Origin of the sequence: Cellulomonas wangsupingiae, assembly GCF_024508275.1 — a bacterium.
Lineage (GTDB): Bacteria > Actinomycetota > Actinomycetes > Actinomycetales > Cellulomonadaceae > Cellulomonas > Cellulomonas wangsupingiae.
Genome location: NZ_CP101989.1, coordinates 1,806,347 through 1,831,787, shown reverse-complemented (window position 1 = coordinate 1,831,787; position 25,441 = coordinate 1,806,347). Strand labels below are relative to the sequence as shown.

17 protein-coding genes and 3 rRNA genes are annotated in these 25,441 nt (G+C 71.9%); all 20 read right to left on the bottom strand.

Translation table 11 applies throughout. The features are described from left to right. Nucleotides 1-5: 5 nt before the first annotated feature. Nucleotides 6-1,742, bottom strand: a complete 1,737-nt coding sequence (gene recN / locus NP075_RS08475; protein WP_227562766.1) for a DNA repair protein RecN — start codon at nucleotides 1,740-1,742, stop codon at nucleotides 6-8. Then, entirely contained in the window at nucleotides 1,739-2,614 is an 876-nt protein-coding gene (locus tag NP075_RS08470; protein WP_227562765.1) for an NAD kinase, read from the bottom strand. Before NP075_RS08470 ends, recN begins: the two co-directional genes overlap by 4 nt. After that, nucleotides 2,611-3,453 carry a TlyA family RNA methyltransferase gene (locus NP075_RS08465; RefSeq protein ID WP_227562764.1) on the bottom strand — a complete coding sequence of 281 codons (843 nt, stop codon included), beginning with the start codon at nucleotides 3,451-3,453 and terminating at the stop codon, nucleotides 2,611-2,613. Before NP075_RS08465 ends, NP075_RS08470 begins: the two co-directional genes overlap by 4 nt. Then, nucleotides 3,450-3,686 carry a hypothetical protein gene (locus NP075_RS08460; RefSeq protein ID WP_227562763.1) on the bottom strand — a complete coding sequence of 79 codons (237 nt, stop codon included), beginning with the start codon at nucleotides 3,684-3,686 and terminating at the stop codon, nucleotides 3,450-3,452. Before NP075_RS08460 ends, NP075_RS08465 begins: the two co-directional genes overlap by 4 nt. A 168-nt stretch (nucleotides 3,687-3,854) precedes the next feature. Next, nucleotides 3,855-4,868, bottom strand: coding sequence for an HAD-IIA family hydrolase (locus tag NP075_RS08455; protein ID WP_227562762.1), 1,014 nt, complete (start codon nucleotides 4,866-4,868; stop codon nucleotides 3,855-3,857). Then, a complete protein-coding gene (locus NP075_RS08450) occupies nucleotides 4,865-5,815 on the bottom strand; it encodes a hypothetical protein (RefSeq protein WP_227562761.1) in 951 nt (316 codons plus the stop codon). Before NP075_RS08450 ends, NP075_RS08455 begins: the two co-directional genes overlap by 4 nt. 2,064 nt (nucleotides 5,816-7,879) lie before the next feature. Next, a 5S ribosomal RNA gene (gene rrf / locus NP075_RS08445) occupies nucleotides 7,880-7,996 on the bottom strand. A 76-nt stretch (nucleotides 7,997-8,072) separates the two neighbouring features. Beyond that, nucleotides 8,073-11,186 (bottom strand): 23S ribosomal RNA (locus NP075_RS08440). Nucleotides 11,187-11,589: 403 nt separating this feature from the next. Then, nucleotides 11,590-13,103: ribosomal RNA gene (locus NP075_RS08435) — 16S ribosomal RNA — on the bottom strand. The 16S, 23S and 5S rRNA genes sit together here, the layout of an rRNA operon. A 738-nt stretch (nucleotides 13,104-13,841) precedes the next feature. Next, nucleotides 13,842-15,119, bottom strand: coding sequence for a tyrosine--tRNA ligase (tyrS, locus tag NP075_RS08430; protein ID WP_227564933.1), 1,278 nt, complete (start codon nucleotides 15,117-15,119; stop codon nucleotides 13,842-13,844). Between the two features lie 105 nt (nucleotides 15,120-15,224). Continuing rightward, nucleotides 15,225-15,944 (bottom strand): DNA-3-methyladenine glycosylase, encoded by a 720-nt coding sequence (locus NP075_RS08425; RefSeq protein ID WP_372456720.1) that lies wholly within the window; start codon nucleotides 15,942-15,944, stop codon nucleotides 15,225-15,227. A gap of 16 nt (nucleotides 15,945-15,960) precedes the next feature. Next, nucleotides 15,961-16,620 carry a uridine kinase family protein gene (locus NP075_RS08420; protein ID WP_227564935.1) on the bottom strand — a complete coding sequence of 220 codons (660 nt, stop codon included), beginning with the start codon at nucleotides 16,618-16,620 and terminating at the stop codon, nucleotides 15,961-15,963. A gap of 11 nt (nucleotides 16,621-16,631) precedes the next feature. Beyond that, nucleotides 16,632-18,047 carry an argininosuccinate lyase gene (gene argH / locus NP075_RS08415; RefSeq protein ID WP_227564936.1) on the bottom strand — a complete coding sequence of 472 codons (1,416 nt, stop codon included), beginning with the start codon at nucleotides 18,045-18,047 and terminating at the stop codon, nucleotides 16,632-16,634. After that, nucleotides 18,044-19,282 carry an argininosuccinate synthase gene (locus NP075_RS08410; protein WP_227564937.1) on the bottom strand — a complete coding sequence of 413 codons (1,239 nt, stop codon included), beginning with the start codon at nucleotides 19,280-19,282 and terminating at the stop codon, nucleotides 18,044-18,046. The genes argH and NP075_RS08410 overlap by 4 nt, the downstream gene beginning before the upstream one ends. 72 nt (nucleotides 19,283-19,354) lie before the next feature. Then, nucleotides 19,355-19,861: an arginine repressor gene (locus NP075_RS08405; RefSeq protein ID WP_227564938.1), complete on the bottom strand. Its 507-nt coding sequence runs from the start codon at nucleotides 19,859-19,861 to the stop codon at nucleotides 19,355-19,357. Next, nucleotides 19,858-20,790 (bottom strand): ornithine carbamoyltransferase, encoded by a 933-nt coding sequence (argF, locus tag NP075_RS08400; protein ID WP_227564939.1) that lies wholly within the window; start codon nucleotides 20,788-20,790, stop codon nucleotides 19,858-19,860. The genes NP075_RS08405 and argF overlap by 4 nt, the downstream gene beginning before the upstream one ends. Next, on the bottom strand, nucleotides 20,787-22,115 hold the full coding sequence (locus NP075_RS08395; RefSeq protein WP_372456721.1) for an acetylornithine transaminase: 1,329 nt from the start codon (nucleotides 22,113-22,115) through the stop codon (nucleotides 20,787-20,789). Before NP075_RS08395 ends, argF begins: the two co-directional genes overlap by 4 nt. Beyond that, nucleotides 22,112-23,125, bottom strand: a complete 1,014-nt coding sequence (gene argB, locus NP075_RS08390) for an acetylglutamate kinase (RefSeq protein ID WP_227564940.1) — start codon at nucleotides 23,123-23,125, stop codon at nucleotides 22,112-22,114. The genes NP075_RS08395 and argB overlap by 4 nt, the downstream gene beginning before the upstream one ends. After that, entirely contained in the window at nucleotides 23,122-24,348 is a 1,227-nt protein-coding gene (argJ, locus tag NP075_RS08385; RefSeq protein ID WP_227564941.1) for a bifunctional glutamate N-acetyltransferase/amino-acid acetyltransferase ArgJ, read from the bottom strand. The genes argB and argJ overlap by 4 nt, the downstream gene beginning before the upstream one ends. Beyond that, on the bottom strand, nucleotides 24,345-25,415 hold the full coding sequence (gene argC, locus NP075_RS08380; protein WP_227564942.1) for an N-acetyl-gamma-glutamyl-phosphate reductase: 1,071 nt from the start codon (nucleotides 25,413-25,415) through the stop codon (nucleotides 24,345-24,347). Before argC ends, argJ begins: the two co-directional genes overlap by 4 nt. Nucleotides 25,416-25,441: the final 26 nt, after the last annotated feature.

Sequence of the window (25,441 nt, the reverse complement as noted above, 5' to 3'; positions counted from 1 at the left end):
GGGGCTCATCGTCCCACGGACTGGGCCAACAGCTCCGCTGCGTGCGCGCGAGCCGTCGCCGAGTCGTCCTGCCCGGACAGCATGCGGGCGAGCTCGCGCACCCGCGCGTCGCCCTCCACCTCCCGCACGTCGGACTCCGTGACGACGTCGACGCCGTCGGCGACCGACTTGGTCACCACCAGGTGGCGGTCGGCGAACGCGGCGACCTGGGCCAGGTGCGTGACGACCAGCACCTGCGTCCCGCGGGCGAGCCGCGCCAGCCGCTCTCCCACCTGCGTCGCGGCCCGTCCCCCGACGCCCGCGTCGACCTCGTCGAAGACGAACGTCCCGGGAGTGGCCGCGCCGGAGCCGTCCGCCGTGGCGAGCGCGACCTCGAGCGCGAGCATCACGCGGGAGAGCTCACCCCCGGACGCCCCCTTGCCGAGCGGTCGTGCGGGCGCTCCCGCGTGCGGGACCAGCAGCATCTCGACCTGGTCGGCGCCCTGCGGCCCGGGCTCGTCGGCGGGGCGCACCGCGACCTCCAGGTGGGCGCCCGCCATCGCGAGGCTCACCAGCTCGTCCGTGACGGCCTGTGCGAGCCGTCCCGCGGCCTGCGTGCGCGTGGCGGTGATCGTCGCGGCGAGGTCCCGCAGGCGCGTGTCCAGCGCGTCACGCTCCGCGGTGAGAGCGGCCACGCGTTCCTGGCCGCCGTCGAGGTCGAGCAGGCGACGCGACGCGTCCTGCGCCCACTCGAGGACGGCGGCGACGTCCTCGCCGTAGCTGCGCGTCAGGCCGGTGAGCTCGGCGCGGCGGCGCTGCACGGCGTCGAGGCGGGCCGGGTCGGCCTGCAGGTCCTGCACGTACGCCGACAGCTCGGTGGCGAGGTCGGCCAGGAGGTAGCCCGCCTCCGCCGCACGGGCCGCGAGGTCCGCCAGGGCGCGGTCGTGGTGCCCCGCCTGCTCCAGGGAGCGGCGGGCCTCCTCGACGAGCACGACGGCCGCGGCACCGACGTCGGCCGCGTCCTCGTCCCCGACGAGGGCGGTGTGCGCCCCCGCGGCCGCGGCCCGTAGGTCCTCGGCGTGGCCCAGGCGCTCGGCCTCCGCGGTCAGCTCCAGGTCCTCCGCGGGCTGCGGGGCGACGCGCTCGACCTCGGCGAGGCCCAGGCGCAGCAGCTCGGCCTCACGGGCCCTCTCCTGCGCCCGTGTCACCAGATCGTCGAGCTCGGCCTGGACCCGGCCCCGCTCCGCCCAGGTGGCCGCGTGCTCGGCGATCACCGCGGCGTGCTCCGGACCCGCGAACTCGTCGAGCGCGGCCCGCTGGCGTGCCGCGGACCGCAGCCGCATCTGGTCGGCCTGCCCGTGGACCGTGACGAGCTCCTCGGCGATGTCCGCCAGCACGGCCTGCGGCACCGAACGTCCTCCCAGGAACGCCCGTGAGCGCCCCGGGGAGTCAGCGGTGCCGGCGCCGACGGTGCGCAGCACGACCAGCGTGCCGTCGTCGTCGACGTCGGCCCCGGCCTCGCGTGCCCGCGCCAGGGCGGGCGAGTCGGCGGGCAGCAGCACCCGTCCCTCGACGGCCGCCGACCGAGCGCCCGTGCGGACCGTCGCCGGGTCCGCCCGCCCTCCGAGGAGCAGCCCCAGCGCCGTGAGCACCATCGTCTTGCCCGCGCCCGTCTCACCGGTCAGCACGGTGAGCCCCGGCCCCAGGCGCACGTGGGCACGCCCGATGACACCGAGGTCGTCGATCCTGATCTCGTCGATCACCGGCCACCGTCCTCGTCGTGCTCGTGGTGCGCCCCGCGCCAGCCCACCACCGGCAGGTCGAACTTCTGCACCAGCCGCGTGGTGAAGGGCGCGGGGTTGAGCCGGGCGAAGCGCACGGGCACGTCGCTGACGCGCACCTCGAGGCGGGTCCCCCGGGCCACCGGGAGCTGGCGCCGCCCGTCGCACGTGACGACCGCGGTCGACGGCGAGCGCTCGATGATCTCGACGGCGAGCACGCTGCTCGGCCCCATGACCAGCGGCCGCGCGAACAGCGTGTGCGCGGCCAGCGGCACCATGACCGTGCCGCGCACGTCCGGCCACACCACCGGACCGCCGGCGGAGAACGCGTGGGCCGTGGAGCCGGTCGCCGACGCCGCGACGACGCCGTCGCAGCCGAAGGACGACAGCGGGCGGCCGTCGACCTCGACGACCACCTCGATCATGCGCGCCGGGTCGGTCTTCTCCAGCGCCGCCTCGTTGAGCGCCCAGGCGTGACGTGTGCTCCCGTCGGCCGCGACGAGCCGCACGTCGAGGGTCGCGCGCTCCTCCACGGTGTAGTCGCCCTCCGCGAGGCGGTGCACCGCGGTCGCGACGTCGGCGGGCTCGATCTCGGCGAGGAACCCCACGTGCCCGAGGTTCACGCCCAGCAGGGGCACGTCGGTGCCGCGCGTGAGCTCCGCGGCACGCAGGATCGTGCCGTCGCCACCCAGCACGACCGCGAGCTCGAAGGGCGGCAGGTCCTCGGCCCTCGTGTCCTGCGACGCCGTCACGGGTTCGACGTCCGCGTCGCGCAGGGCGCGCAGGACGGCCTGCGTGGCCTCCACCGCCTCGGGCCTGCCGCTGTGCCGCACGACGAGGGCGCGCCGGGTCATCGGGCACCCCCGGTGGACGCCGCGTCGACGGCCGCGTCCACGGCCGTCGCCAGGTCGACGCCGGCCACCGAGCCCGCGCCCGGCGCGACGGCCCGGAGCACGAACTCGACGTTGCCGTGGGTCCCGGGCAGGGTGCTGGGCCGCAGGTCGCGCACCACCGCGCCCGCCGCGGTCGCGCGCCGGCAGACGGCCGTCAGCGCGTCACGCCACAGTCCCGGGTCACGCACGACGCCGTCGGCGCCGAGCCGCTCACGCCCGACCTCGAACTGCGGCTTGACGAGCAGCACGAGGTCCGCGCCGGGCTCGGCGACCGCGACCAGGGCGTCGATCACGAGGGTGAGCGAGATGAACGACAGGTCGGCGACGACGAGTCCGGGCGCCGGCGTCACGTCCCCCGCACGCAGGTCCCGGACGTTCACGTGCTCGCGCACGTCCACGCGCGGGTCGTCCCGCAGGCGCGGGACGAGCTGCCCGTGCCCCACGTCGACGGCCACCACCCGGGCGGCGCCGCGGCGCAGCAGCACGTCGGTGAACCCCCCGGTGCTCGCGCCGGCGTCGAGACACGTCCGCCCCGCGACCCGGGGGCCGTCCGGCCCGTAGGCGTCGAGCGCGTCGGCGAGCTTGTGGGCGCCGCGCGACGCGTACCCCGCGTCGGCGGGGTCGGCGTCGACGTCGATGTCCCGCGTCTCGTCGACCTGGGTCGCGGCACGCCGCGCGGGCGCGCCGTCGACGCTCACCCGTCCCGCGGCGAGCAGGTCCGCGGCGTGACCGCGTGAGCGTGCCAGGCCGCGGCGCACCAGCTCCGCGTCCAGCCGCGTCGTCGTCATCGTGGCCGTCATCCCTCGGCGTCCGCCAGGCGGTCCTGCAGCGCGCCGTGCACGTCCTCGAAGGCCGTCACCTGCGTGCGCAGGTCGTGCTCCTCGACGTCGGCCAGGCGGCGCAGCGCCTCGTCGACCGCGTCGTCGCCGGTGACCGGCACGTCGTCCCCGACCGCCGACGGCGGTCGGGGCACGGCGAGGTCGGCCGGCGTCGGCGCGTCCGCCGCTGCTGGTCCCTGCTCCGGCTCCGTCACGTCACGTCCTTCCTGGTGCCTGGGAGTCCGGGGCGCGTCGCGTCACCGGTGCCCTGGGCACCGTCCCGTCGCCACCACGGCACACCGTCCTGTCCGGACGGCGCGCGACCACGCTACCCGGCGGGGCGGCCGTGGCACGTGCGGGACCCACAGGCACGCGCCGCGTCGTCACCGCGGCAGGTCGGGCACCGTCGCGGGGTCCGGACCGGCACCCCTGTCCACGGCGTCCCACGTCGCGGCGCAGGCCGCCCGCACCAGGTCCACCGCGTCCTCCGGACGGCCCCCGAGCTCGAGGGCGCCGTCGACGACGCGCGCGGCCGCGCCGCGGCACACCCACCAGCCGTCCTCGGGCAGAGGCTCGGGGTGCGGCACGAGCAGGCCACGCAGGTCGGCCGCGAGGTAGTGCGGCCGCTCACCGGCGTCGGCCAGCACCGCGTCACGCGCCGTGCTGACGCCCGTGAGGACGTGCAGCCCGGGGATGTCCCCCGCGCGCGCGCCGGCCAGGTCCGTGTCGAGCCGGTCGCCGACGACGAGCGGCCGGGCGGCACCCGCACGGTCGACCGCCAGCCGGTACATGGTCGGCGACGGCTTGCCGGCGCTGGCCGGCTCGACGCCGGTCGCCGCGCGCACCGCTCCGACGAGCGCGCCGTTGCCGGGCGCGAACCCCCGCGCCGTCGGCAGGCTCAGGTCGAGGTTCGAGGCGACGTGCCACGCCCCCCGCTGCACGGCGTACGCCGCCTCGGCGAGCTGCTGCCAGCCGACGTCGGCGGCGTACCCCTGCACGACGGCGACGGGCGCGTCGTCCGCCGACCCCACGATCCGGTACCCCTTCGCGGCGACGGCCGTGTGCAGACCCGCTCCGCCGACCACGAGCACCGGCTCGCCGGCCGGGACCCGGGTCGCGAGCAGCTCGGCCGCGGCCTGCGCGGCCGTCATCACCTCGGCAGCACGCGTGGGGATGTCGAGCCCCGTCAGCTGCTCGGCGACGGCCTCGGGCTCGCGGGACGCGTTGTTCGTGACGAACACCAGCCGCATGCCCGCCGCCCGAGCGCCGGCCAGGCCCTCGGCCGCGCCGTCGATCGGGTCGTGCCCGCGGTACGCCACGCCGTCGAGGTCGACCAGCGCGAGGTCGTACCGCACGGCCAGCGCCTCGTCGCTGCCGAGCAGGCCACGTGCGCTCACCGCGCTCCCTCGTCCTGCGCGCCGGGCTCGGTGCCGCCGCCGGGCGTCACGTCGTCATCCGACTGCTCGTCGTCCGACGCCTCGTCGTCCGACACGTCACCGTCCGACGCCTCGTCGTCCGACACGTCACCGTCCGACACGTCACCGTCCGACACCTCGCCGACAGACACCTCATCGGCCGACACGACCGTGCGTGCGTCCGCCGCCTCGTCCGGTGCGTCGGCGGTCGTGCCGTCCGCCTCGTCGTCCTCGGTGAGGTCGTACACGACCACGTCGTCGACCACCGGCAGGTTGCCGGCGGCCTCGTCGAGGACCTCCTGCGGGTACGCGGCGAGCTCCGCGGCCGCGTCGTCGGGACGACCCGCCGCCGCGAGGGCCGCTGCACGGGCCTGTGCCACACGAGCGGCGACGAGGCCCTTCGCGGAGCGCACCGCGTCACCCGAGAGCGCGGCGACCGCGGCCTCGGGCTGCCCCAGGTCCAGTCGGGCGCCGCTCACGACGATCGCGAGCTCCACCTGGGCGTCCGGACCCAGCGTCGCCGCCTCGGGCTCCTGGGACAGGGTGATGGCGCGCTCCGGACGTCCGAGTCCGCGCTCGGCGTCGGCCATCACGGCAAGGTGCTCCGACGACCCGTTCAGTCGCCGCACCGTGCGCAGCTCCCGCAGCGCCTCGGCGTAACGCCCCGTGACGTACGCAGCGAGGCCCGCGGCCTCCCGGACGACGTCCACCCGGCCTGCGCGACGGACGGCGGCCTGCGCGTGCTCGTACGCGGCCTCGGGGTCCTCGTCGAGCAGGCGCCCCACCATGACGAGGTGCCGGCCCACGCGATCGGCGTTGTCCTTGCTCAGCGTCCGGAGCCGGCCGCGCACGTCGCGGTCCAGCAGCGAGAACGTCACGTCGTCGGGCAGCGCCGGGTCGGGGACGCGGACCTCGCGGTCGTCCCGCAAGGACGCGCCGCTGTCGGCCCCGCCGGCCTGACCGGTGCCGTACCGCGCCGGTGCACCACGGTCCGTCGTCCGGTCTCCGTACGCGCGGCCGGACCCGCCCCTGTCGGGGCGTGCGCCGTCACCACCGGGAGGGCGGCCGCCCTCCCGGAAGGGCCGCCCGCCGTCGCGCCCGGGCCGACCGCGGTCGCCGTAGGCGCGTGCTCCGTCACGGTCCGGCCGGGCCGCACCGCCGTACTGCCGCGCCGGGCCGCGATCGGGTCCGTCACCGCGGGTGGGGCGGCCGCCGTCGCCGTAGGCGCGCCCACCGCCGGTGGGTCGACCGCCCTCGGAGGGCCGGCCGCCGTCGAAGGACCGACCACCGTCGCGGCCGGCAGGTCGACCGCCGTCACGGAAGGGCGGGCCACCTGCGCGGTCGCCGCGGTCGCCACCGGACGCGGGACGCGCTGCGCCCCGGTCCGGGCGTGCGCGATCACCGTAGGAACCTGCACCGCCCCGGTCCGGGCGTGCACCGGCACCGTACGGCGCGCCACCGCCCGGGCGCCCAGCCGTGCGGCCGGCGTCGCCGAAGCCACGTCCGCCACGATCAGGGCGCCCGGCGTCCCCGGACGGACGGCCGGCGTCCCTGCCGCGGCTCTCGTAGGGACGTCCCTGGCCGCGGTCGGGCCGTGCGCCGTCGCCGTACGGACGAGCCCCGCCGTGCTCGGGGCGTCCGCGGTCACCAGCAGGACGGCCCGCGCCACCGAACGGGCGGTCGCCACCGCCCGCGGGCCGACCGCCTGCGCGGAACGGACGGGCTCCCCCGCCGTCGGGTCGGCCGCTCTCGTACGGGCGCCCACCGCCACGGGCGGCGCCCCCGGGCGCACGGTCCGCGCCACGTGCACCGCCGCCGTACGAGCGCTCACCACGTGCTGCGTCTGCGTCGCGTGCGGGACGACCACCGTCACCGAAGGAACGGCCGCTGCCCGCGTACCCCGAGGCCCCGGCGACACGGCCGCCCGCGGGCCTCGAGCCGCCGAACCCTGCACCCGACGAGGCACCGCGGGATCCACCGCGCGAGCCGCCGGCACCGTTCCACCCGCCGGCGCCCGTGGGACGGCGCTCGGGCGACCGCGAGCCGCGGTCGTCGGAGCGGTACCCCGGCGCTGCACCGCCGGAGGAACGTGCGTCACGGTCTGCGCCGCGGCTGTCGAACCGGTCGTCCCGGCGCGGGGCGCCGTAGCCCGTGGGACGCTGCGCGCGCCCGGAGGGCGCGCCACCGCGTGCAGGGCCGCCCCGCTCGCCGCCCTGCGCAGAACCGCCCGGTGCACGGCGCGCGTCGCCGTCGGAGGAGCGTCCGCCTGACGCACCCCACGCGGCGCCACGACCACCAGACGGCGGACCGCCGGCGCGGTCCTGCCGCGGGCCGCGCAGCCCGCCCGACCCGCTGGCCGGCCGGAACCCGCCCGGCCCACCGCCGCGCGTGCGGTCCCCCGAGGTCGGGCGCGTCGACGTCCCGTCGCGGTGCCCACCGTCGTACGACCGCCGGTCGTCGCGGGACGCCCCGGCGTCCCGGCCCCAGCCGCCGCCCGACGAACCGGCGGCACCACGCGGCGAGCGGCCACCGGCCGCGCCGCGGGACCCGCCCGCTCCGGACCCGCCGAACGACGGGCGCGACCCGCGGTCGTCACGCCGGCCGTCAGCACCGCCGCCTGCTCGGTAAGGGCGAGGCGGACCGCTCCTGCGCGGTCGGTCCTGGTTGCCGGAGCCTGCGGGTCCGTCGCTGTTCATGTGTACTCCTCGATCGATCGTCTGCTCACCATGATCCCACCCCGCGACGTGCGCGTCGGACGCCCCGGCCGCCACCGGCACCGCCCGCTCGGGGCGGGACCCGCGCCGAGCTCCGGGGCACCCCACTGGCCAGCAACGACGGTCCGCACGGGACAGCCCGCGTGGAGTAGGTCACGACGGGCGGGCGCGGGTGCACAGGTGCCGTCAGCGCGGCGGCCGACCCGTGCGAAACGGCGCGCTCCCCCGGGAACGACGAAAGGCCCACCCCGTGAGGGGTGGGCCTTTCGTTGAATGATTGTCCGGCGGCGTCCTACTCTCCCACACCCTGGCGGGTGCAGTACCATCGGCGCTGAAGGGCTTAGCTTCCGGGTTCGGAATGGGACCGGGCGTTTCCCCTTCGCTATGACCGCCGTAACGCTGTCGAGTTCTCAAACGGATTCCCGCTGATTTCTCGGGAACCGCACAGTGGACGCGTAGCAATGAATGAAGGTTAGTCAAGTTGTCGGCTTATTAGTACCGGTCAGCTGCGGCAGTCGTTAGTCCTGCCTTCCACATCCGGCCTATCTACCCAGTGGTCTAGCTGGGAGCCTCTCACCCCTAAGGGCATGGAAACCTCATCTTGAAGCAGGCTTCCCGCTTAGATGCTTTCAGCGGTTATCCCTTCCGAACGTAGCCAACCAGCCGTGCTCCTGGCGGAACAACTGGCACACCAGAGGTTCGTCCGTCCCGGTCCTCTCGTACTAGGGACAGCCCTTCTCAAGTTTCCTGCGCGCGCAGCGGATAGGGACCGAACTGTCTCACGACGTTCTAAACCCAGCTCGCGTACCGCTTTAATGGGCGAACAGCCCAACCCTTGGGACCTACTCCAGCCCCAGGATGCGACGAGCCGACATCGAGGTGCCAAACCATGCCGTCGATATGGACTCTTGGGCAAGATCAGCCTGTTATCCCCGGGGTACCTTTTATCCGTTGAGCGACGGCGCTTCCACAAGCCACCGCCGGATCACTAGTTCCGACTTTCGTCCCTGCTCGACCTGTCAGTCTCACAGTCAAGCTCCCTTGTGCACTTGCACTCGCCACCTGATTGCCAACCAGGCTGAGGGAACCTTTGAGCGCCTCCGTTACATTTTAGGAGGCAACCGCCCCAGTTAAACTACCCACCAGGCACTGTCCCTGATCCGGATCACGGACCGAGGTTAGATATCCAGAGCGACCAGAGTGGTATTTCAACGTTGACTCCACCGACACTGGCGTGCCGGCTTCACAGTCTCCCACCTATCCTACACAAGCCGCACCGAACACCAATACCAAGCTATAGTAAAGGTCCCGGGGTCTTTCCGTCCTGCTGCGCGTAACGAGCATCTTTACTCGTAGTGCAATTTCGCCGAGTTCGCGGTTGAGACAGCGGAGAAGTCGTTACGCCATTCGTGCAGGTCGGAACTTACCCGACAAGGAATTTCGCTACCTTAGGATGGTTATAGTTACCACCGCCGTTTACTGGGGCTTAAATTCTGAGCTTCGCTCCGAAGAGCTGACCCGTCCTCTTAACCTTCCAGCACCGGGCAGGCGTCAGTCCGTATACATCGTCTTGCGACTTCGCACGCACGGACCTGTGTTTTTAGTAAACAGTCGCTTCTCCCTGGTCTCTGCGGCCCTCCACGCTTCCCCGGGCATGCCGGTTCACGCTTGAGGCCCCCCTTCTCCCGAAGTTACGGGGGCATTTTGCCGAGTTCCTTAACCACGATTCTCTCGATCGCCTTGGTATTCTCTACCTGACCACCTGAGTCGGTTTGGGGTACGGGCGGCTAGAACCTCGCGTCGAGGCTTTTCTTGGCAGCATAGGATCACCCATTTCCCGCATACGCGGTACCCGTCGGCTCTCAGGCTTCACGAGGTGCGGATTTGCCTACACCTCACCCTACGACCTTGGACGTGGACTACCATCGCCACGCTGGGCTACCTTCCTGCGTCACCCCTGTTAATACGCTTACCTACTACCGGTTCGGGTCCCGTGCTCCCCTGCCTCGGTGTCCCGAAGGACGATGAGACAGGCTCGGACGGTTAGCATCACCGGGCTCGGTATGGGCGGTTCTTCGCCGGTACGGGAATATCAACCCGTTGTCCATCGACTACGCCTGTCGGCCTCGCCTTAGGTCCCGACTTACCCAGGGCGGATTAGCCTGGCCCTGGAACCCTTGGTCATTCGGCGGACGGGTTTCTCACCCGTCTTTCGCTACTCATGCCTGCATTCTCACTCGTGCCGGCTCCACCGCTGGGTTACCCCGCGGCTTCACTGCCGGCACGACGCTCCCCTACCCATCCACACGACTGAACCACGAAGGCTTGTCTCTAGTGTGAATGCCACAGCTTCGGCGGTGTGCTTGAGCCCCGCTACATTGTCGGCGCGGAATCACTTGACCAGTGAGCTATTACGCACTCTTTCAAGGGTGGCTGCTTCTAAGCCAACCTCCTGGTTGTCTGTGCAACTCCACATCCTTTCCCACTTAGCACACGCTTTGGGGCCTTAGCTGGTGGTCTGGGCTGTTTCCCTCTCGACTACGGAGCTTATCCCCCGCAGTCTCACTGCCACGCTCTGGCTTACCGGCATTCGGAGTTTGGCTAACGTCAGTAACCTGGTGGGGCCCATCGGCTATCCAGTAGCTCTACCTCCGGCAAGAAACGCGTGACGCTGCACCTAAATGCATTTCGGGGAGAACCAGCTATCACGAAGTTTGATTGGCCTTTCACCCCTAACCACAGGTCATCCCCCAGGTTTTCAACCCTGGTGGGTTCGGGCCTCCACGCGGTCTTACCCGCGCTTCACCCTGCCCATGGCTAGATCACTTCGCTTCGGGTCTAGAGCACGCGACTACGGTCGCCCTATTCGGACTCGCTTTCGCTACGGCTTCCCCACACGGGTTAACCTCGCCACGTACCACTAACTCGCAGGCTCATTCTTCAAAAGGCACGCCGTCACCCCTGCTAGGGAGGCTCCGACGGATTGTATGCACACGGTTTCAGGTACTATTTCACTCCCCTCCCGGGGTACTTTTCACCTTTCCCTCACGGTACTTGTCCGCTATCGGTCACCAGGTAGTATTTAGGCTTACACAGTGGTCTGTGCAGATTCACTCCGGGTTTCTCGGGCCCGGAGCTACTTGGGATCCCCTTCGGGAGGCCACGCCATTTCGTCTACGGGGGTAACACCCTCTGTGCCGGGCCTTTCAAGACCCTTCGACTATAACGCGGCTTTCTGACTCCCTGCCCAGGCGGCAGCCCAGACTGAAAGGTCCCACAACCCCGAACGCGCAACGCCTGCCGGCTATCACACGCGCTCGGTTTGGCCTGATCCGCTTTCGCTCGCCACTACTCACGGAATATCTCTTCCTGCCGGTACTGAGATGTTTCACTTCCCGGCGTTCCCTCCACGCACCCTATATATTCAGGTGCGGGTCACACGACATGACTCGTGCGGGGTTTCCCCATTCGGAAATCCTCGGATCACGGTTCGTTTGCCAACTCCCCGAGGCTTATCGCAGGCTACTACGTCCTTCTTCGGCTCCTGGTGCCAAGGCATCCACCCTGTGCACTTATAAACTTGACCACAAAAGATCATTCAAAGATGCTCGCGTCCACTGTGCAGTTCTCAAGCAACCAACGGTCACCACCCGGACCCCGGCGCCTACCAGCGACCAGCACCCCTCCAAGGAGAAGCACCACCACCAGCGGTTCGACCGGACCAGACGATCCCGACCAAGGCAACACCCCCACAGGGCTGTTCCCTCAGGACCCAACAGCGTGCCAAGCCGACCCGCGACGAACCGGTGAGCTCTTCGTTCCCTCCCCGCAGCAAGCTGCAGGCGTACTAGAAAGCCACCGACCCAACGAGCCGGCCAGTAGTCGATGTTCCACCCGTGAGCACCACCCCTCACACGTACGGCGAGGGCGTGGGCCTGGACACCACCACCACCCCATGACAGGGCGACCTGGTGCCAGATGCTCCTTAGAAAGGAGGTGATCCAGCCGCACCTTCCGGTACGGCTACCTTGTTACGACCTAATCGCCAGTCCCACCTTCGACGACTCCCCCCAAAAGGTTGGGCCATCGGCTTCGGGTGTTACCGACTTTCATGACTTGACGGGCGGTGTGTACAAGGCCCGGGAACGTATTCACCGCAGCGTTGCTGATCTGCGATTACTAGCGACTCCGACTTCATGGGGTCGAGTTGCAGACCCCAATCCGAACTGAGACCGGCTTTTTGGGATTCGCTCCACCTTGCGGTATCGCAGCCCTTTGTACCGGCCATTGTAGCATGCGTGAAGCCCAAGACATAAGGGGCATGATGATTTGACGTCATCCCCACCTTCCTCCGAGTTGACCCCGGCAGTCTCCCATGAGTCCCCGGCATAACCCGCTGGCAACATGGGACGAGGGTTGCGCTCGTTGCGGGACTTAACCCAACATCTCACGACACGAGCTGACGACAACCATGCACCACCTGTACACCGACCTTGCGGGGCGCACATCTCTGCACGTTTCCGGTGTATGTCAAGCCTTGGTAAGGTTCTTCGCGTTGCATCGAATTAATCCGCATGCTCCGCCGCTTGTGCGGGCCCCCGTCAATTTCTTTGAGTTTTAGCCTTGCGGCCGTACTCCCCAGGCGGGGCACTTAATGCGTTTGCTGCGGCACGGAATCCGTGGAATGGACCCCACACCTAGTGCCCAACGTTTACGGCATGGACTACCAGGGTATCTAATCCTGTTCGCTCCCCATGCTTTCGCTCCTCAGCGTCAGTTGCGGCCCAGTGACCTGCCTTCGCCATCGGTGTTCCTCCTGATATCTGCGCATTCCACCGCTACACCAGGAATTCCAGTCACCCCTACCGCACTCTAGTCTGCCCGTACCCACTGCAAGCCCCAGGTTGAGCCTGAGGTTTTCACAGCAGACGCGACAAACCGCCTACGAGCTCTTTACGCCCAATAATTCCGGACAACGCTTGCGCCCTACGTATTACCGCGGCTGCTGGCACGTAGTTAGCCGGCGCTTCTTCTGCAGGTACCGTCACTTTCGCTTCTTCCCTGCTGAAAGCGGTTTACAACCCGAAGGCCGTCATCCCGCACGCGGCGTCGCTGCATCAGGCTTTCGCCCATTGTGCAATATTCCCCACTGCTGCCTCCCGTAGGAGTCTGGGCCGTGTCTCAGTCCCAGTGTGGCCGGTCGCCCTCTCAGGCCGGCTACCCGTCGTCGCCTTGGTAGGCCATCACCCCACCAACAAGCTGATAGGCCGCGAGCCCATCCTCCACCGATAAATCTTTCCAGACGCTACAGATGCCCGTGCGTCTCGTATCCGGTATTAGACCTCGTTTCCAAGGCTTATCCCAGAGTGAAGGGTAGGTTGCTCACGTGTTACTCACCCGTTCGCCACTGATCAGACCAGCAAGCTGGTCGTCACCGTTCGACTTGCATGTGTTAAGCACGCCGCCAGCGTTCGTCCTGAGCCAGAATCAAACTCTCCGTGAATGTCAAACAGCCACCCACCGACCGAAGCCGGCGAGCAACAGACACACAAAGAACCCCCCAAAGAGGGGCATCAACTGGCATCATCCCGAACCAGACCCACGGGGTGGACCTGATCCAGGGTTCGACGCCAAAAATATGGCATCGACTACTTGGCACACTGTTGAGTTCTCAAGGAACAGACGCGCATCCTCTTCGGCGTTTCCGCTTCCGCAGGAGGCTTGTTCGTTGTTCAATCTAGCAGGCTTTCTCGGTATCTCCGACCACCGTGGTGGCCGTTGATCTCCCGATCACCGCTGGGTGACTCTACCCGACGCTGTGAGCGTCTGGTTCCACCACCCGGCGTTGATCTCCGATCGCCGCCGCATGACTCTACCCGACGCTGTGAGCGTCTGGTTTCACCACCCGGCGTCGATCTCCCGATCGCCGCCGCACGACTCTACCCGACGCTCTGGGCGTCTATGTTCACCGTGCGGGTTGTGCCCTGCTCCGCGGGGACCGACCACCGAGTCGAGCTCGGTGTCCGTTCCTCCCTGCTGGGCGGGCTCCAAGAACATTACGCGAGAGCGGGCGGAGGGGCAAACCCCGGGCGGGTGATGCCGGTCACCCCGGACGGCGCCGCGTGGGTGGCGCGTGCTCGCCCCGGCCACGACCCCGGTCGCCGCCCGTCCGACGTGCCGAGGGCCCCCCTGGCGCCATGCCAGGAGGGCCCTCGTCAGGTGCGCCGGCGTCGGCAGCAGCTCACACGGTGGAGCCGTCCGCGAGCGTGTCGACCACCGCGAGCGTCCGCTTGCCGCGTCGCAGCACCGCCCAGCGCCCGTGCAGCAGGTCCTGCGGGGCGAGTGTCGCGTCCTCACCGGGGACCCGGACGTTGTTGACCGACGCCCCGCCCTCCGCGATCGCGCGGCGTGCTGCGGCCTTGCTCGCGACCACACCCGTCGCGGCGAACAGGTCGACCAGCGGGTCGCCCGGCTTCCCGTGCGCGGTCGGCAGCTCGGCGACGGCCGCACCCAGGGTGCTCGCGTCGAGCGCGTCGAGGGCGCCCCGTCCGAACAGCGCCTGGCTGGCGGCGACCACGGCGTCGGCGGCCTGTGCGCCGTGGACGAGCGACGTGACGTCGTGCGCGAGCGCCCGCTGTGCCTCGCGTGCCGCCGGCCGCTCGGCCACGGCCTGCTCGAGGGCGGCGATCTCGTCGCGGGTGCGGAACGTAAACACCTTGAGGTACCGCACCACGTCCGCGTCGTCGGCGTTGAGCCAGAACTGGTAGAAGGCGTAGGGCGTCGTCATCACCGGGTCCAGCCACACCGTGCCCGACTCCGTCTTGCCGAACTTCGTGCCGTCCGCCTTGGTGATCAGCGGCGTCGTCAGCGCGTGGACGCCCACGCCCTCGACCCTGCGCACCAGCTCGACGCCCGACAGCAGGTTGCCCCACTGGTCGTTGCCGCCGGTCTGCAGCCGCACGCCGTGCCGGCGGAACAGCTCCAGGTAGTCCATCCCCTGAAGGATCTGGTAGCTGAACTCGGTGAAGCTGATCCCCTGGTCGCTGTGCAGCCGCCGCGCCACGGTGTCCTTGGCGAGCATCGTGCCGAGCCGGTAGTGCTTGCCGACGTCGCGCAGGAAGTCGATCGCCGACATCCCCGCGGTCCAGTCCAGGTTGTTGACCATCGTGGCGGCGTTCGGTCCGTCGAACCGCAGCAGCGGTGCGATCTGCTCTCGGATGCGCTCGACCCATCCCCCGACGACGTCGGGGGCGTTGAGGGTGCGCTCCCCCGTCATCTTCGGGTCCCCGATGAGTCCGGTGGCCCCGCCGACGAGGGCGAACGGCCGGTGCCCCGCGTCCTGCAGCCGGCGGATCGTGAGGATCTGGACGAGGTTGCCGATGTGCAGGCTCGGCGCCGTCGGGTCGAACCCGCAGTACAGCGCGACGGGGCCGGCGGACAGCTCCGCGCGCAGCGCGTCGAGGTCGGTGTGCTGGGCGAGGAGGCCGCGCCAGGCGAGCTCTTCGAGGATGTCGGTCACGGACGTCTCCCGGTGTCGGGTGCCGGCACGTCACGAGGACGGCCCGGTCGGTGGATGTCGTGGTGAGCGCGGTGGCGCGCACGACGGGGGTGGTGAGGGTGGGGGTCAGGCCGACGTCGTGGCCCCGCGCGGGGCGTCCGGCGACGTCGGCGACCGATAGGCGGGCCGGTAGGCCGAGACGGTGCGCTCGTGCGTCAGCCACAGGCGCCAGGGGTGCAGCGCGCCGTCACCGCCCGCGCCCGAGACGCCGACGCGCGGACCCGACGCCACGGCGGGCTGGACCGTCCGCACGTCGCGCCGGCGCAGCAGCACGCCGCCGCTCGGCTCGGTGAGGTCCGCGCCGTTCGCGGCGAGGTCCAGACCGAGGCACACCGCGAGCCGGGCGGGACCGCGGGCCAGCTGGCGCGCGCTGTCGACGACGCCGGCACGCGCGCGCCGCTCCCACGCCAGGTCCGCGCCCTCGACGACCTCGCCGGCACGCAGCAGCACGGCCGACGGGCGCCCCGCGGGCTCGGTGACCACGTTGACGCAGTGGTGCAGCCCCAGGTGGCGGTACACGTAGAGGCGACCCGGCTCGGCGAACATCGCGGCGTTGCGTCCGGTCCGCCCGCGGTAGGCGTGCGAACCGGGGTCGTCCTCGCCCCCGTACGCCTCGACCTCGGTGAGGCGCACGGTCACGTCGCCGTCGGCGCTGCGCGCCGTCACGAACGACCCGAGCAGGTCGCGCGCGACGGCCAGCGGCGGGCGCGCGTACCAGGACCGCGCGGGCACCGCGCCGAGACCGGGGACGACACCGTCGTCCGGCCGGCCCGTCGAGGGCGCCACGGGATGCACCCGGCCATCATGCCAAACCGGTCGGCCGACGCGCCGGTCCGTCCGCGCCCGGGTCCGGGCGAGCCAGCCGGCCGGACCCGTCGAGCCACAGGTCGGCGCGTTCACGGGTCCGCTCGCGGCGGAAGTGCTCCCGTTCGTCGGCCATCCACGCCGCCCAGTGGTCACGCTCGGCCTCCCCGTCGCGGGCGAGCCCGCGCGCGAGGCGGACGTCGTCGGGAGCGGCGACCCACACCCGCAGGGACGCGACGGGGTCGACCTCGCGCCGCGCCGCGCCGCACCCCTCGAGCACGAGCACGGGTGCGACCGGCACGTCGATCCACCGCGTGAACGTCCCGGCCGCCCAGTCGTAGCGCTGGAAGCGTCCGGGCCGGCCGCGCCGCAAGGGCTCGAGCAGCTGCGCCGTCACCCGCGGCCACAGGGTGCCCTCGAGGCCCCGCCACCCGTCGTAGAGGTCGTCGAGGTGCACGACCTCGACGCCCGTCCCGCCGCGCGCGAGGACGTCCGCGACGAGAGCGGCCGTCGTGGTCTTGCCCGAGCCCGCCGGACCGTCGACGCACACCAGCCGCACGGGCCCCAGGCGGGGGGCCGCGCGCAGGGTGCGCTCGACGACGGCGAGCACACCGGACGGCACGTCCGGCGGCCCGGCGAATCGGTCGCTGCCGCTCACGCGGCGTTCCCTCAGGTGCGCTGCGCCCGCAGCCGTGCGCTGCGCTCGCGCGCGGCGGCCAGCTGCTCGCGCACCCGCACGGGGGCCGTGCCGCCGACGGCGTCGCGCGACGCGAGCGAGCCCTCGACCGACAGCACCGCCCGCACGTCCGGGGTGAGGTGGGCGCTGATCGCCGCGAGGTCGTCGTCGGACAGGTCCCACAGCTCGATGCCGCGGTCCTCGCACGTGCGCACGCACGTGCCGGCGACCTCGTGCGCGACGCGGAACGGCACGCCCTGGCGGACGAGCCACTCCGCGATGTCGGTCGCGAGCGAGAAGCCCTGCGGAGCGAGCGCGGCCATGCGGTCGGTGTCGAAGGTCAGCGTCGCGACCATCCCGGCGAACGCCGGCAGCAGGACCGTGAGCTGGTCGACCTGGTCGAAGACCGGCTCCTTGTCCTCCTGCAGGTCGCGGTTGTACGCCAGCGGGAGGCCCTTGAGCGTCGTCAGCAGGCCCGTGAGGTCGCCGACCAGGCGCCCGGCCTTGCCGCGCGCGAGCTCGGCGACGTCCGGGTTCTTCTTCTGCGGCATGATGCTCGACCCCGTGGAGTACGCGTCGTGCAGGCGCACGAACCCGAACTCCTTGGTCGCCCAGAGGATCACGTCCTCCGCGAGCCGCGACAGGTCCACGCCGGTCATCGCGGCGACGAACGCGAACTCCGCGACGACGTCCCGCGAGGCGGTGCCGTCGATCGAGTTCTCGACCGGCCCGGCGAAGCCGAGCTCCGCCGCCACGGCTGCCGGGTCCAGGCCGAGGGACGAGCCGGCCAGTGCGCCCGACCCGTACGGCGAGCGCGCGGCACGTGCGTCCCAGTCCGCCCAGCGCTCGACGTCGCGCAGCAGGGGCCACGCGTGCGCGAGCAGGTGGTGCGCGAGCAGCACCGGCTGGGCGTGCTGCAGGTGCGTGCGGCCCGGCATGGGCGCGTCACCGGCCACCTCCGCCTGCGCGACGAGCGCGTCGACGACGTCGAGCACGAGGCCCGACAGCACGCGCGACTGCCGCCGCAGGTACATCCGCACCAGTGTCGCGATCTGGTCGTTGCGCGAGCGCCCGGCCCGCAGCTTGCCGCCCAGGTCCGTCCCGGCCCGCTCGAGCAGCCCGCGCTCGAGCGCGGTGTGCACGTCCTCGTCGTCGGGCGTCGGCGCGAACGCCCCCGACGCCACGTCCGCGCGCAGCCGTTCGAGCGCGTCGACCATGCCGGCGACCTCGTCGTCCGACAGCAGCCCCGCGGCGTGCAGCACGTGGGCGTGCGCCACCGAGCCGGTGATGTCGTCGTCGGCGAGGCGCCAGTCGAACTGCGTCGACCGCGAGAGGTCGGCGAGGGCCGCCGCGGGGCCGGACGCGAAGCGTCCGCCCCACAGCGCGAGCGGGCCGGGCTGGTCGCTCACGCGTCGATGCCCCCCTGCGTCCCCAGGTCGGGGGCGTTGCCGAACTTGACGTCGCGCGCGGCCGCGAGCTTGGAGCTCAGGCCGTAGATCTCGATGAACCCGCGGGCCGCCGACTGGTCGAAGGTGTCTCCCGAGTCGTAGGTGGCGAGGTTGAAGTCGTACAGGCTGGAGTCGGAGCGGCGGCCCGTGACCGTGGCGCGGCCACCGTGCAGCACCATGCGCACGTCGCCGGTCACGTACCGCTGGGTGTCCTCGACGAACACGTCGAGCGACTTCTTCAGCGGCGAGAACCACTGGCCGTCGTACACCAGCTCGGTCCAGCGCTGCTCGACGCCGCGCTTGAAGCGGGCCTGCTCGCGCTCGACCGTGACGTTCTCCAGCTCCTGGTGCGCGGCGATGAGCGCGATCGCACCGGGAGCCTCGTAGACCTCGCGGGACTTGATGCCGACCAGGCGGTCCTCGACGATGTCGATCCGACCGACGCCCTGCGCGCCGGCGCGGCGGTTCATCTCCTGGATCGCCTGCAGCGGCGTCACCGGCACCTCGTCGATCGCGACGGGGACGCCCTGCTCGAAGCGGATGACGACCTCGTCGGCGACCGGCGGGAACGTCGGGTCGTCGGTGTAGGTGTAGACGTCCTTCGTCGGGCCGTTCCAGATGTCCTCGAGGAAGCCCGTCTCCACAGCACGGCCCCACACGTTCTGGTCGATCGAGAACGGGTTGTGCTTGGTGGTCGCGATCGGCAGCTTGTGCTTCTCGGCGTACTCGATCGCCTTGTCGCGCGTGAGGGCGAGGTCGCGGACCGGCGCGAGGCACTTGAGGTCCGGGGCCAGCGACGTGATGCCGACCTCGAAGCGGACCTGGTCGTTGCCCTTGCCGGTGCAGCCGTGCGCGACGGTCGTGGCACCGAACTGCCGGGCCGCCCGCACGAGGTGCTTGACGATGACCGGGCGCGAGAGCGCCGAGACGAGCGGGTACCGGTCGAGGTACAGGCCGTTCGCCTTGAGCGCCGGCATGCAGTACTCGGTGGCGAACTCGTCGCGGGCGTCGGCGACGTACGCCTCGACCGCACCGCAGTCGAGCGCGCGCCGGCGGATGACCTCGAGGTCCTCCCCACCCTGGCCGACGTCGACGGCCACGGCGATCACCTCGGCACCGGTGGCCTCCGCGATCCAGCCGATGCCCACCGAGGTGTCCAGGCCACCGGAGTACGCGAGGACGACGCGTTCGGTCATGTCAGGTTCTCTCCTTCTCGAGGTTCGCGTGCATGAACATACATGGTCACGCGGACCTATGCATAACCCGTCTCAGCCCTCGCTCGCGAGCGCGAGGAACCGGGCAGCGACCGCGTCGCCGCCCTGCGGGTCACGCGAGATGACGAGCACGGTGTCGTCGCCGGCGATCGTCCCGAGGACCGTCGGCAGCACCGAGTGGTCGATCGCCGAGGCCAGGAACTGCGCCGCCCCCGGAGGCGTGCGCAGGACCACGAGGTTGCCCGACGCCTCCGCGGCGACCAGCAGCTCCGCGCACAGCCGCGCCAGGCGCGCAGCCAGCTGCTCGGTGTCCGTGCGCGTCGGTGTCCGGTCACCGCCCTCCCCGGGCACCGCGTACACGAGCGCACCCGTGGGCGTGCGGATCCGGACCGCGCGCAGCTCGACCAGGTCGCGGCTCAGCGTCGCCTGGGTGACGGTCACGCCCTCGTCGGCGAGCAGCGCCGCGAGCTCCCCCTGGGAGTGCACGGTCCCGCGCTGCAGCAGCGAGATGATCAGGGCGTGCCGCGCCGCCTTGGTCGACGCGACGACGGGCGTGCTCACGGCCGGTCCAGCAGGAACGACAGCAGCGCCTTCTGGGCGTGGAGCCGGTTCTCCGCCTCGTCCCACACGACCGACTGCGGGCCGTCGATCACCTCGGCGGTGATCTCCTTGCCCCGGTACGCGGGCAGGCAGTGCAGGACGAGCGCACCCGGTGCGGCAAGCGACAGCGTCGGGGCGTCCAGCCGGAACGCCTCGAAGAGCCGCTCCCGGTCCGCCGCCCCGTCCTCCTGCCCCATGGAGGTCCACGTGTCGGTCGCGACGACGTCAGCCCGCGCCACGGCGTCGGCGACGTCGTGCACGACGGCCACCGAGCCGCCCGTGCCCGACGCGATCTGCGCCGCGCGGGCCAGGACCTGCGGGTCGGGCGGGGCGTCGACCGGCGTCCCGATGCGCACGTGCAGGCCGGCGGTCGCCCCGCCCAGCAGGTACGAGTGCGCCATGTTGTTCGCGCCGTCGCCGACGTAGGCGAGCGTCGTGCCGGGCAGCGACGCCACGCCGCCGCGGTGCTGCGCCAGGGTCGTCAGGTCGGCGAGCACCTGGCACGGGTGGAACTCGTCGGTCAGGGCGTTGACCACGGGCACGCCCGCCAGCGCGGCCATCTCCTCGAGCCGGCGCTGCGCGTGCGTCCGCCAGACGATCGCCGCCACCTGCCGGCCGAGCACGCGGGCCGTGTCGGCGATCGACTCGCGCACGCCGATCCGCGCCAGGGACCCGTCGACCTGCAGCGGGAAGCCACCCAGCTCGGCGATGCCCGTGACGAAGCTGACCTGCGTGCGCAGCGTCGGCTTGTCGAAGATGACCGCGATGGCGCGCGGGCCCGCCAGCGGCGTGCGGATGAACCGGTCGTCGCGGAACGCGAGGGCGAGCTCGATGACGTCGGCCTGCTCGCGCGGCGTCAGGTCGTCGTCGCGCAGGAAGTGGCGTGTCACGCGGGCTCCTCGGTGGCGAGGGTGGCCGGCAGGGCGGCCACCAGGTCGACGAACGGCTGCACCTGCTCGTCCGTCAGGACGAACGGCGGTGCCAGGCGCAAGGTCGTGGGCGTGCAGGCGTTGACGATGATGCCCGCCTCCAGCGCGTCGGCCGCGACCTGCGCCGCCACGGGCCGCACCAGCTCGACCGCGATGAGCAGGCCCTCGCCGCGCACCTCGCGGACCACCGGGTTGCCCGTCGAGCGCAGCCGCGCGCGCAGCCGCTCCCCCAGGTCCGTGACGTGGGCCAGCAGCCCGTCTCGCTCGATCACCCCGATGGTCGCGAGCGCGGCGGCCGACGCGACGGGGTTGCCGCCGAACGTCGTGCCGTGCTGCCCCCGGCCGAGCAACGTGGCGACGTCGGGCCCGTAGGCGATCACGCCGCCGACGGGGAACCCGGCGCCCAGGCCCTTGGCCACCGTCACGACGTCGGGACGGACGCCGCCGCCGACGTGCGGGTGCTGGTGGGCGAACCACCGTCCCGTGCGGCCCATGCCCGACTGGACCTCGTCGAGCACGAGCAGCGCGCCGTGCGCGCTCGTCAGCTCACGGGCGAGCGCCAGGTAGCCGGGGGGCAGCGGCCGCACGCCGGCCTCGCCCTGGATCGGCTCCACGAACATCGCCGCCACCTGGTCGCCGCCCTCGGCGAACGCCGCCCGCAGCGCGTCCGTGTCGCCGAACGGCAGGAACTCCACGCCCGGGGGCAGCGGCTCGAACGGCTCGCGGTACGCGGCCTTGTGCGTGAGGGACAGCGCGCCCATGGAACGACCGTGGAACGCGCCCTCGAGCGCCAGGACGCGGGGGCGGGCGCCGGCCGAGTGGCGGCGCGTGAGCTTCAGGGCCGCCTCGTTCGCCTCGGTGCCCGAGCTGGTGAGGAAGACGCGCGAGCCCTCGGGCGCCTCCGCGAGCTGCAGGAGTCGCTCGGCGAGGGCGACCTGCGCCGGGCTCGTGAAGAAGTTCGAGACGTGGCCCAGCGTGCCGAGCTGCGCGCTGATCGCCGCGGTCAACGTCGGGTGCGCGTGGCCGAGCGAGTTGACGGCGATCCCCCCGAGCAGGTCCACGTACCGCGTCCCGTCGGCGTCCCAGACGTACGGACCCTCGCCGCGCACGAGCACGCGCTGCGGCGGGCCGAACGTGTCCATGACCGCGTGGGTGTACCGGTCCGTCCACTGCGCGACCGACCCCGCCGCGGTCGGGACCGGCAGCACGTCCTGCTCGCCCGGGGCGCGGTGGCGCGGGGCGGTGGTGCTCGTGGCCGACCCGGCCGCGTCCGACGTCGTGGTCACGCTGTCGCCTCCTGGTCCTGGCTCGCCAGGCGCACGGCGCGCACCGGCACGGTCGACGGGTGGCCGTCGGGGTCGGCGTCGGGCAGCACCATCGTGCCCACGCCCTCGGACGTGAAGACCTCGACGAGGATCGAGTGCGTCGCCCGGCCGTCGATCACGTGCGCCCGCGGCACGCCGCCCTCGACGGCGCGCCAGCACGCCTCCATCTTGGGACGCATGCCCGCGTCGAGCCGCGGCAGCAGCTCGGCCAGCGCGGACGCGCGGATCCGGCGCACGAGCGTCGAGCGGTCCGGCCAGTCGGTGTACAGGCCCTCGACGTCCGTCAGCACGATGAGCTTGCGGGCCCCGAGGGCGACGGCCAGCGCCGCCGCGGCGGTGTCCGCGTTCACGTTGAGCACCTGCGTCGGGTCGTCGATGTCCGGGGCGACCGTCGACACGACGGGGATGCGCCCGGCGTCCAGCAGGTCGAGCACCGCCCCCGGGTTCACGTGGACGACGTCGCCCACGAGGCCCACGTCGACCTCGTGGCCGTCGACCACAGCGGTGCGGCGGCGGGCCTGGAACAGGCCGGCGTCCTCACCCGAGAGGCCCACCGCGTGCGGCGCGTGGGCGTTGAGCAGCCCGACCAGCTCGCGCGAGACCTGCCCCGTGAGCACCATGCGCACCACGTCCATGGCCTCGGGCGTCGTCACGCGCAGCCCACCGCGGAACTCGCTGGCGATGTCGAGCCGGTCGAGCATCGCGTTGATCTGCGGCCCGCCTCCGTGCACGACGACCGGTCGCAGGCCCACCTGGCGCAGGAAGACCATGTCCTCGGCGAACGCCCGCTTGAGCGTGTCGTCGATCATCGCGTTGCCGCCGTACTTGACGACGACGAGCGCGCCGGCGAACTGCTGCAGCCAGGGCAGCGCCTCGACGAGGACCTCCGCCTTCTGGTCGGGCCGCAGGTCGGTGCGGGTGTCGAAGACGAAGTCGTCGGGGACGCCAGGGTTCATGTCGCTGCCGCTCATGTGGAGTACGCGCTGTTCTCGTGGACGTAGTCGTGCGTGAGGTCGTTGGTCCAGACGGTCGCGGCCGCGTCGCCCGCGTGCAGGTCGACGACGACGTGCACCTCGCGGTCGGCCGCCAGGTCCAGCTGCGCCGGGTCCTCGTGGGCGCCGCCCGCGCGGCAGATCTGCACGCCGTTGATCGTCACGTCCAGCGCCGCCGGGTCGAACGGGGCGACGTCCTGCGGCACCGTGCCGACCTGGGCGATGATGCGGCCCCAGTTGGGGTCGTTGCCGAACATCGCGGCCTTGAAGAGGTTGGAGCGCGTGACGGCGCGCGCCACGGCCACCGCCGCGGCCTCGGTCGTCGCCCCGCGCACGTGGACGGCGATGTCGTGCGAGGCGCCCTCGGCGTCCGCGACGAGCTGGCGGGCGAGCGACGCGCAGACCCGCAGGACGGCGTCGGCGAACGCGTCGGCACCGGGCGTGACCCCGCTCGCCCCGGACGCCAGCAGCGTCACCGTGTCGGAGGTGGACATGCACCCGTCGGAGTCGACGCGGTCGAACGTCGCACCGGTCGCGGCCCGCAGCGCGGCGTCCGCGGTGGCGGCGTCGACGACCGCGTCGGTGGTGAGCACCGACAGCATCGTGGCCATGGCGGGCGCGAGCATGCCCGCCCCCTTGGCCATGCCGCCGACGACGAACGCGCCGTCCGGCGTCTCGACCCGCACGTGCGCGGTCTTGGGGACGCTGTCCGTCGTCATGATCGCGGAGGCGGCGTCCGGTCCCGCACCGGCGCCGAGCGCGGCCACGAGGGGGCCGATACCGGCGAACAGCTTCTCGCTCGCGAGCGGCACGCCGATGAGACCGGTCGAGCACACGACGACGTCACCGGCGGAGACGCCCAGCTCCGCCGCGACCTTCTCGGCGGTGGTGTGCGCGTCCTGGAAGCCGCGCGGGCCGGTGCCGACGTTCGCGCCGCCGGAGTTGAGCACGACGGCCGCCACCACGCCGTCCGCGACGACCTGCCGCGACCAGGTCACCGGCGCGCCGACGACGCGGTTCGTCGTGAACACCGCGGCACCCACCTGCAGCGGCCCGTCGTTGACGACGAGCGCGAGGTCGGGGTTGCCGGACGCCTTGAGCCCTGCGGTCACGCCGGACGCGCGGAACCCCGCCGCGGCGGTCACCCCGGGAGAGGTGCCGGGGGACGTGCCGACGAGGGCCGGGCCGAGGTGGTCGGTCACGGGGCGACTCCGTTCCGCGGCAGGCCGAGCGTCTCCGGCAGGCCCAGTGCGAGGTTGAGGGACTGGACGGCACCGCCGGCGGTGCCCTTGACGAGGTTGTCGATCGCCGTGACCGTCACGACGCGACCGGCCCGCGCGTCGTACGCCACCTGGACGTGCGCGGTGTTCGCGCCCGCGGTCGACGCGGTCGTCGGCCACTGCCCGGCGGGCAGCACGTGCACGAACGGCTCGTCCGCGTACGCCGCGCGCCAGACCTCTCGCAGCGCGTCGTCGTCCGTCGTCACGCCCGGCGCCAGGCGCGCGGTGGCGGTCGCGAGGATCCCCCGCGACATCGGCACGAGGACCGGCGTGAACGAGGTGCGGACGTCGTCCGCGCCCGCGGCGCGCAGGTTCTGCGCGAGCTCCGGGATGTGCCGGTGGCTGCCCCCGACCGCGTACGGCACGGCGGCCCCGACGGCCTCCGAGGCGAGCAGGTGCGCCTTGAGCGCCTTGCCGGCACCCGAGTACCCGACCGCGAGGACGGCGACGAGGTCCGACGTGTCGAGGAGCCCTGCGGCGACACCCGGCTGCAGGCCGAGCGTCACGGCGGTGACGTTGCACCCCGGGACGGCGATGCGGCGCGCGCCCGCCAGCCGGTCGCGGCCACGTGACGCGGTCGCCGCGTCGATCAGCTCGGGCAGCCCGTAGGTCCACGTGCCGGCGTGCTCGCTGCCGTAGTACGCCGACCAGTCGGCGGCGTCGACGAGGCGGTGGTCGGCGCCGAGGTCGAGGACCACCGGGTCCTCTCCCAGCGCCTCGAGCTCGGCTGCGACCTGCCCGCTGGCTCCGTGCGGGAGTGCCAGCACGACGACGTCGTGGCCCGCGAGCGCCTGGGGGGTCGTGGGCTGCAGGACGCGGTCGGCGAGGTCGACCAGGTGCGGGTGGTGCAGCCCCAGGGGTGTGCCCGCGCTGGAGTGGGCGGTGAGGGTGCCGATCGTCGCGTCCGGGTGGTCGAGGAGCAGCCGCAGGACCTCGCCGCCTGCGTAGCCGCTGGCCCCGGCCACCGCCACCGTGAACGTCATGTGCATGAACATACAGTCGGGTGCACACAAAT

Coding starts and splice junctions, on each gene's coding strand:
- argC (WP_227564942.1), bottom strand. CDS start 25,415: ATGCACATGACGTTCACGGTGGCGGTGGCCGGGGCCAGCGGCTACGCA.
- argB (WP_227564940.1), bottom strand. CDS start 23,125: ATGAGCGGCAGCGACATGAACCCTGGCGTCCCCGACGACTTCGTCTTC.
- NP075_RS08410 (WP_227564937.1), bottom strand. CDS start 19,282: ATGACCGAACGCGTCGTCCTCGCGTACTCCGGTGGCCTGGACACCTCG.
- NP075_RS08470 (WP_227562765.1), bottom strand. CDS start 2,614: ATGACCCGGCGCGCCCTCGTCGTGCGGCACAGCGGCAGGCCCGAGGCG.
- NP075_RS08465 (WP_227562764.1), bottom strand. CDS start 3,453: ATGACGGCCACGATGACGACGACGCGGCTGGACGCGGAGCTGGTGCGC.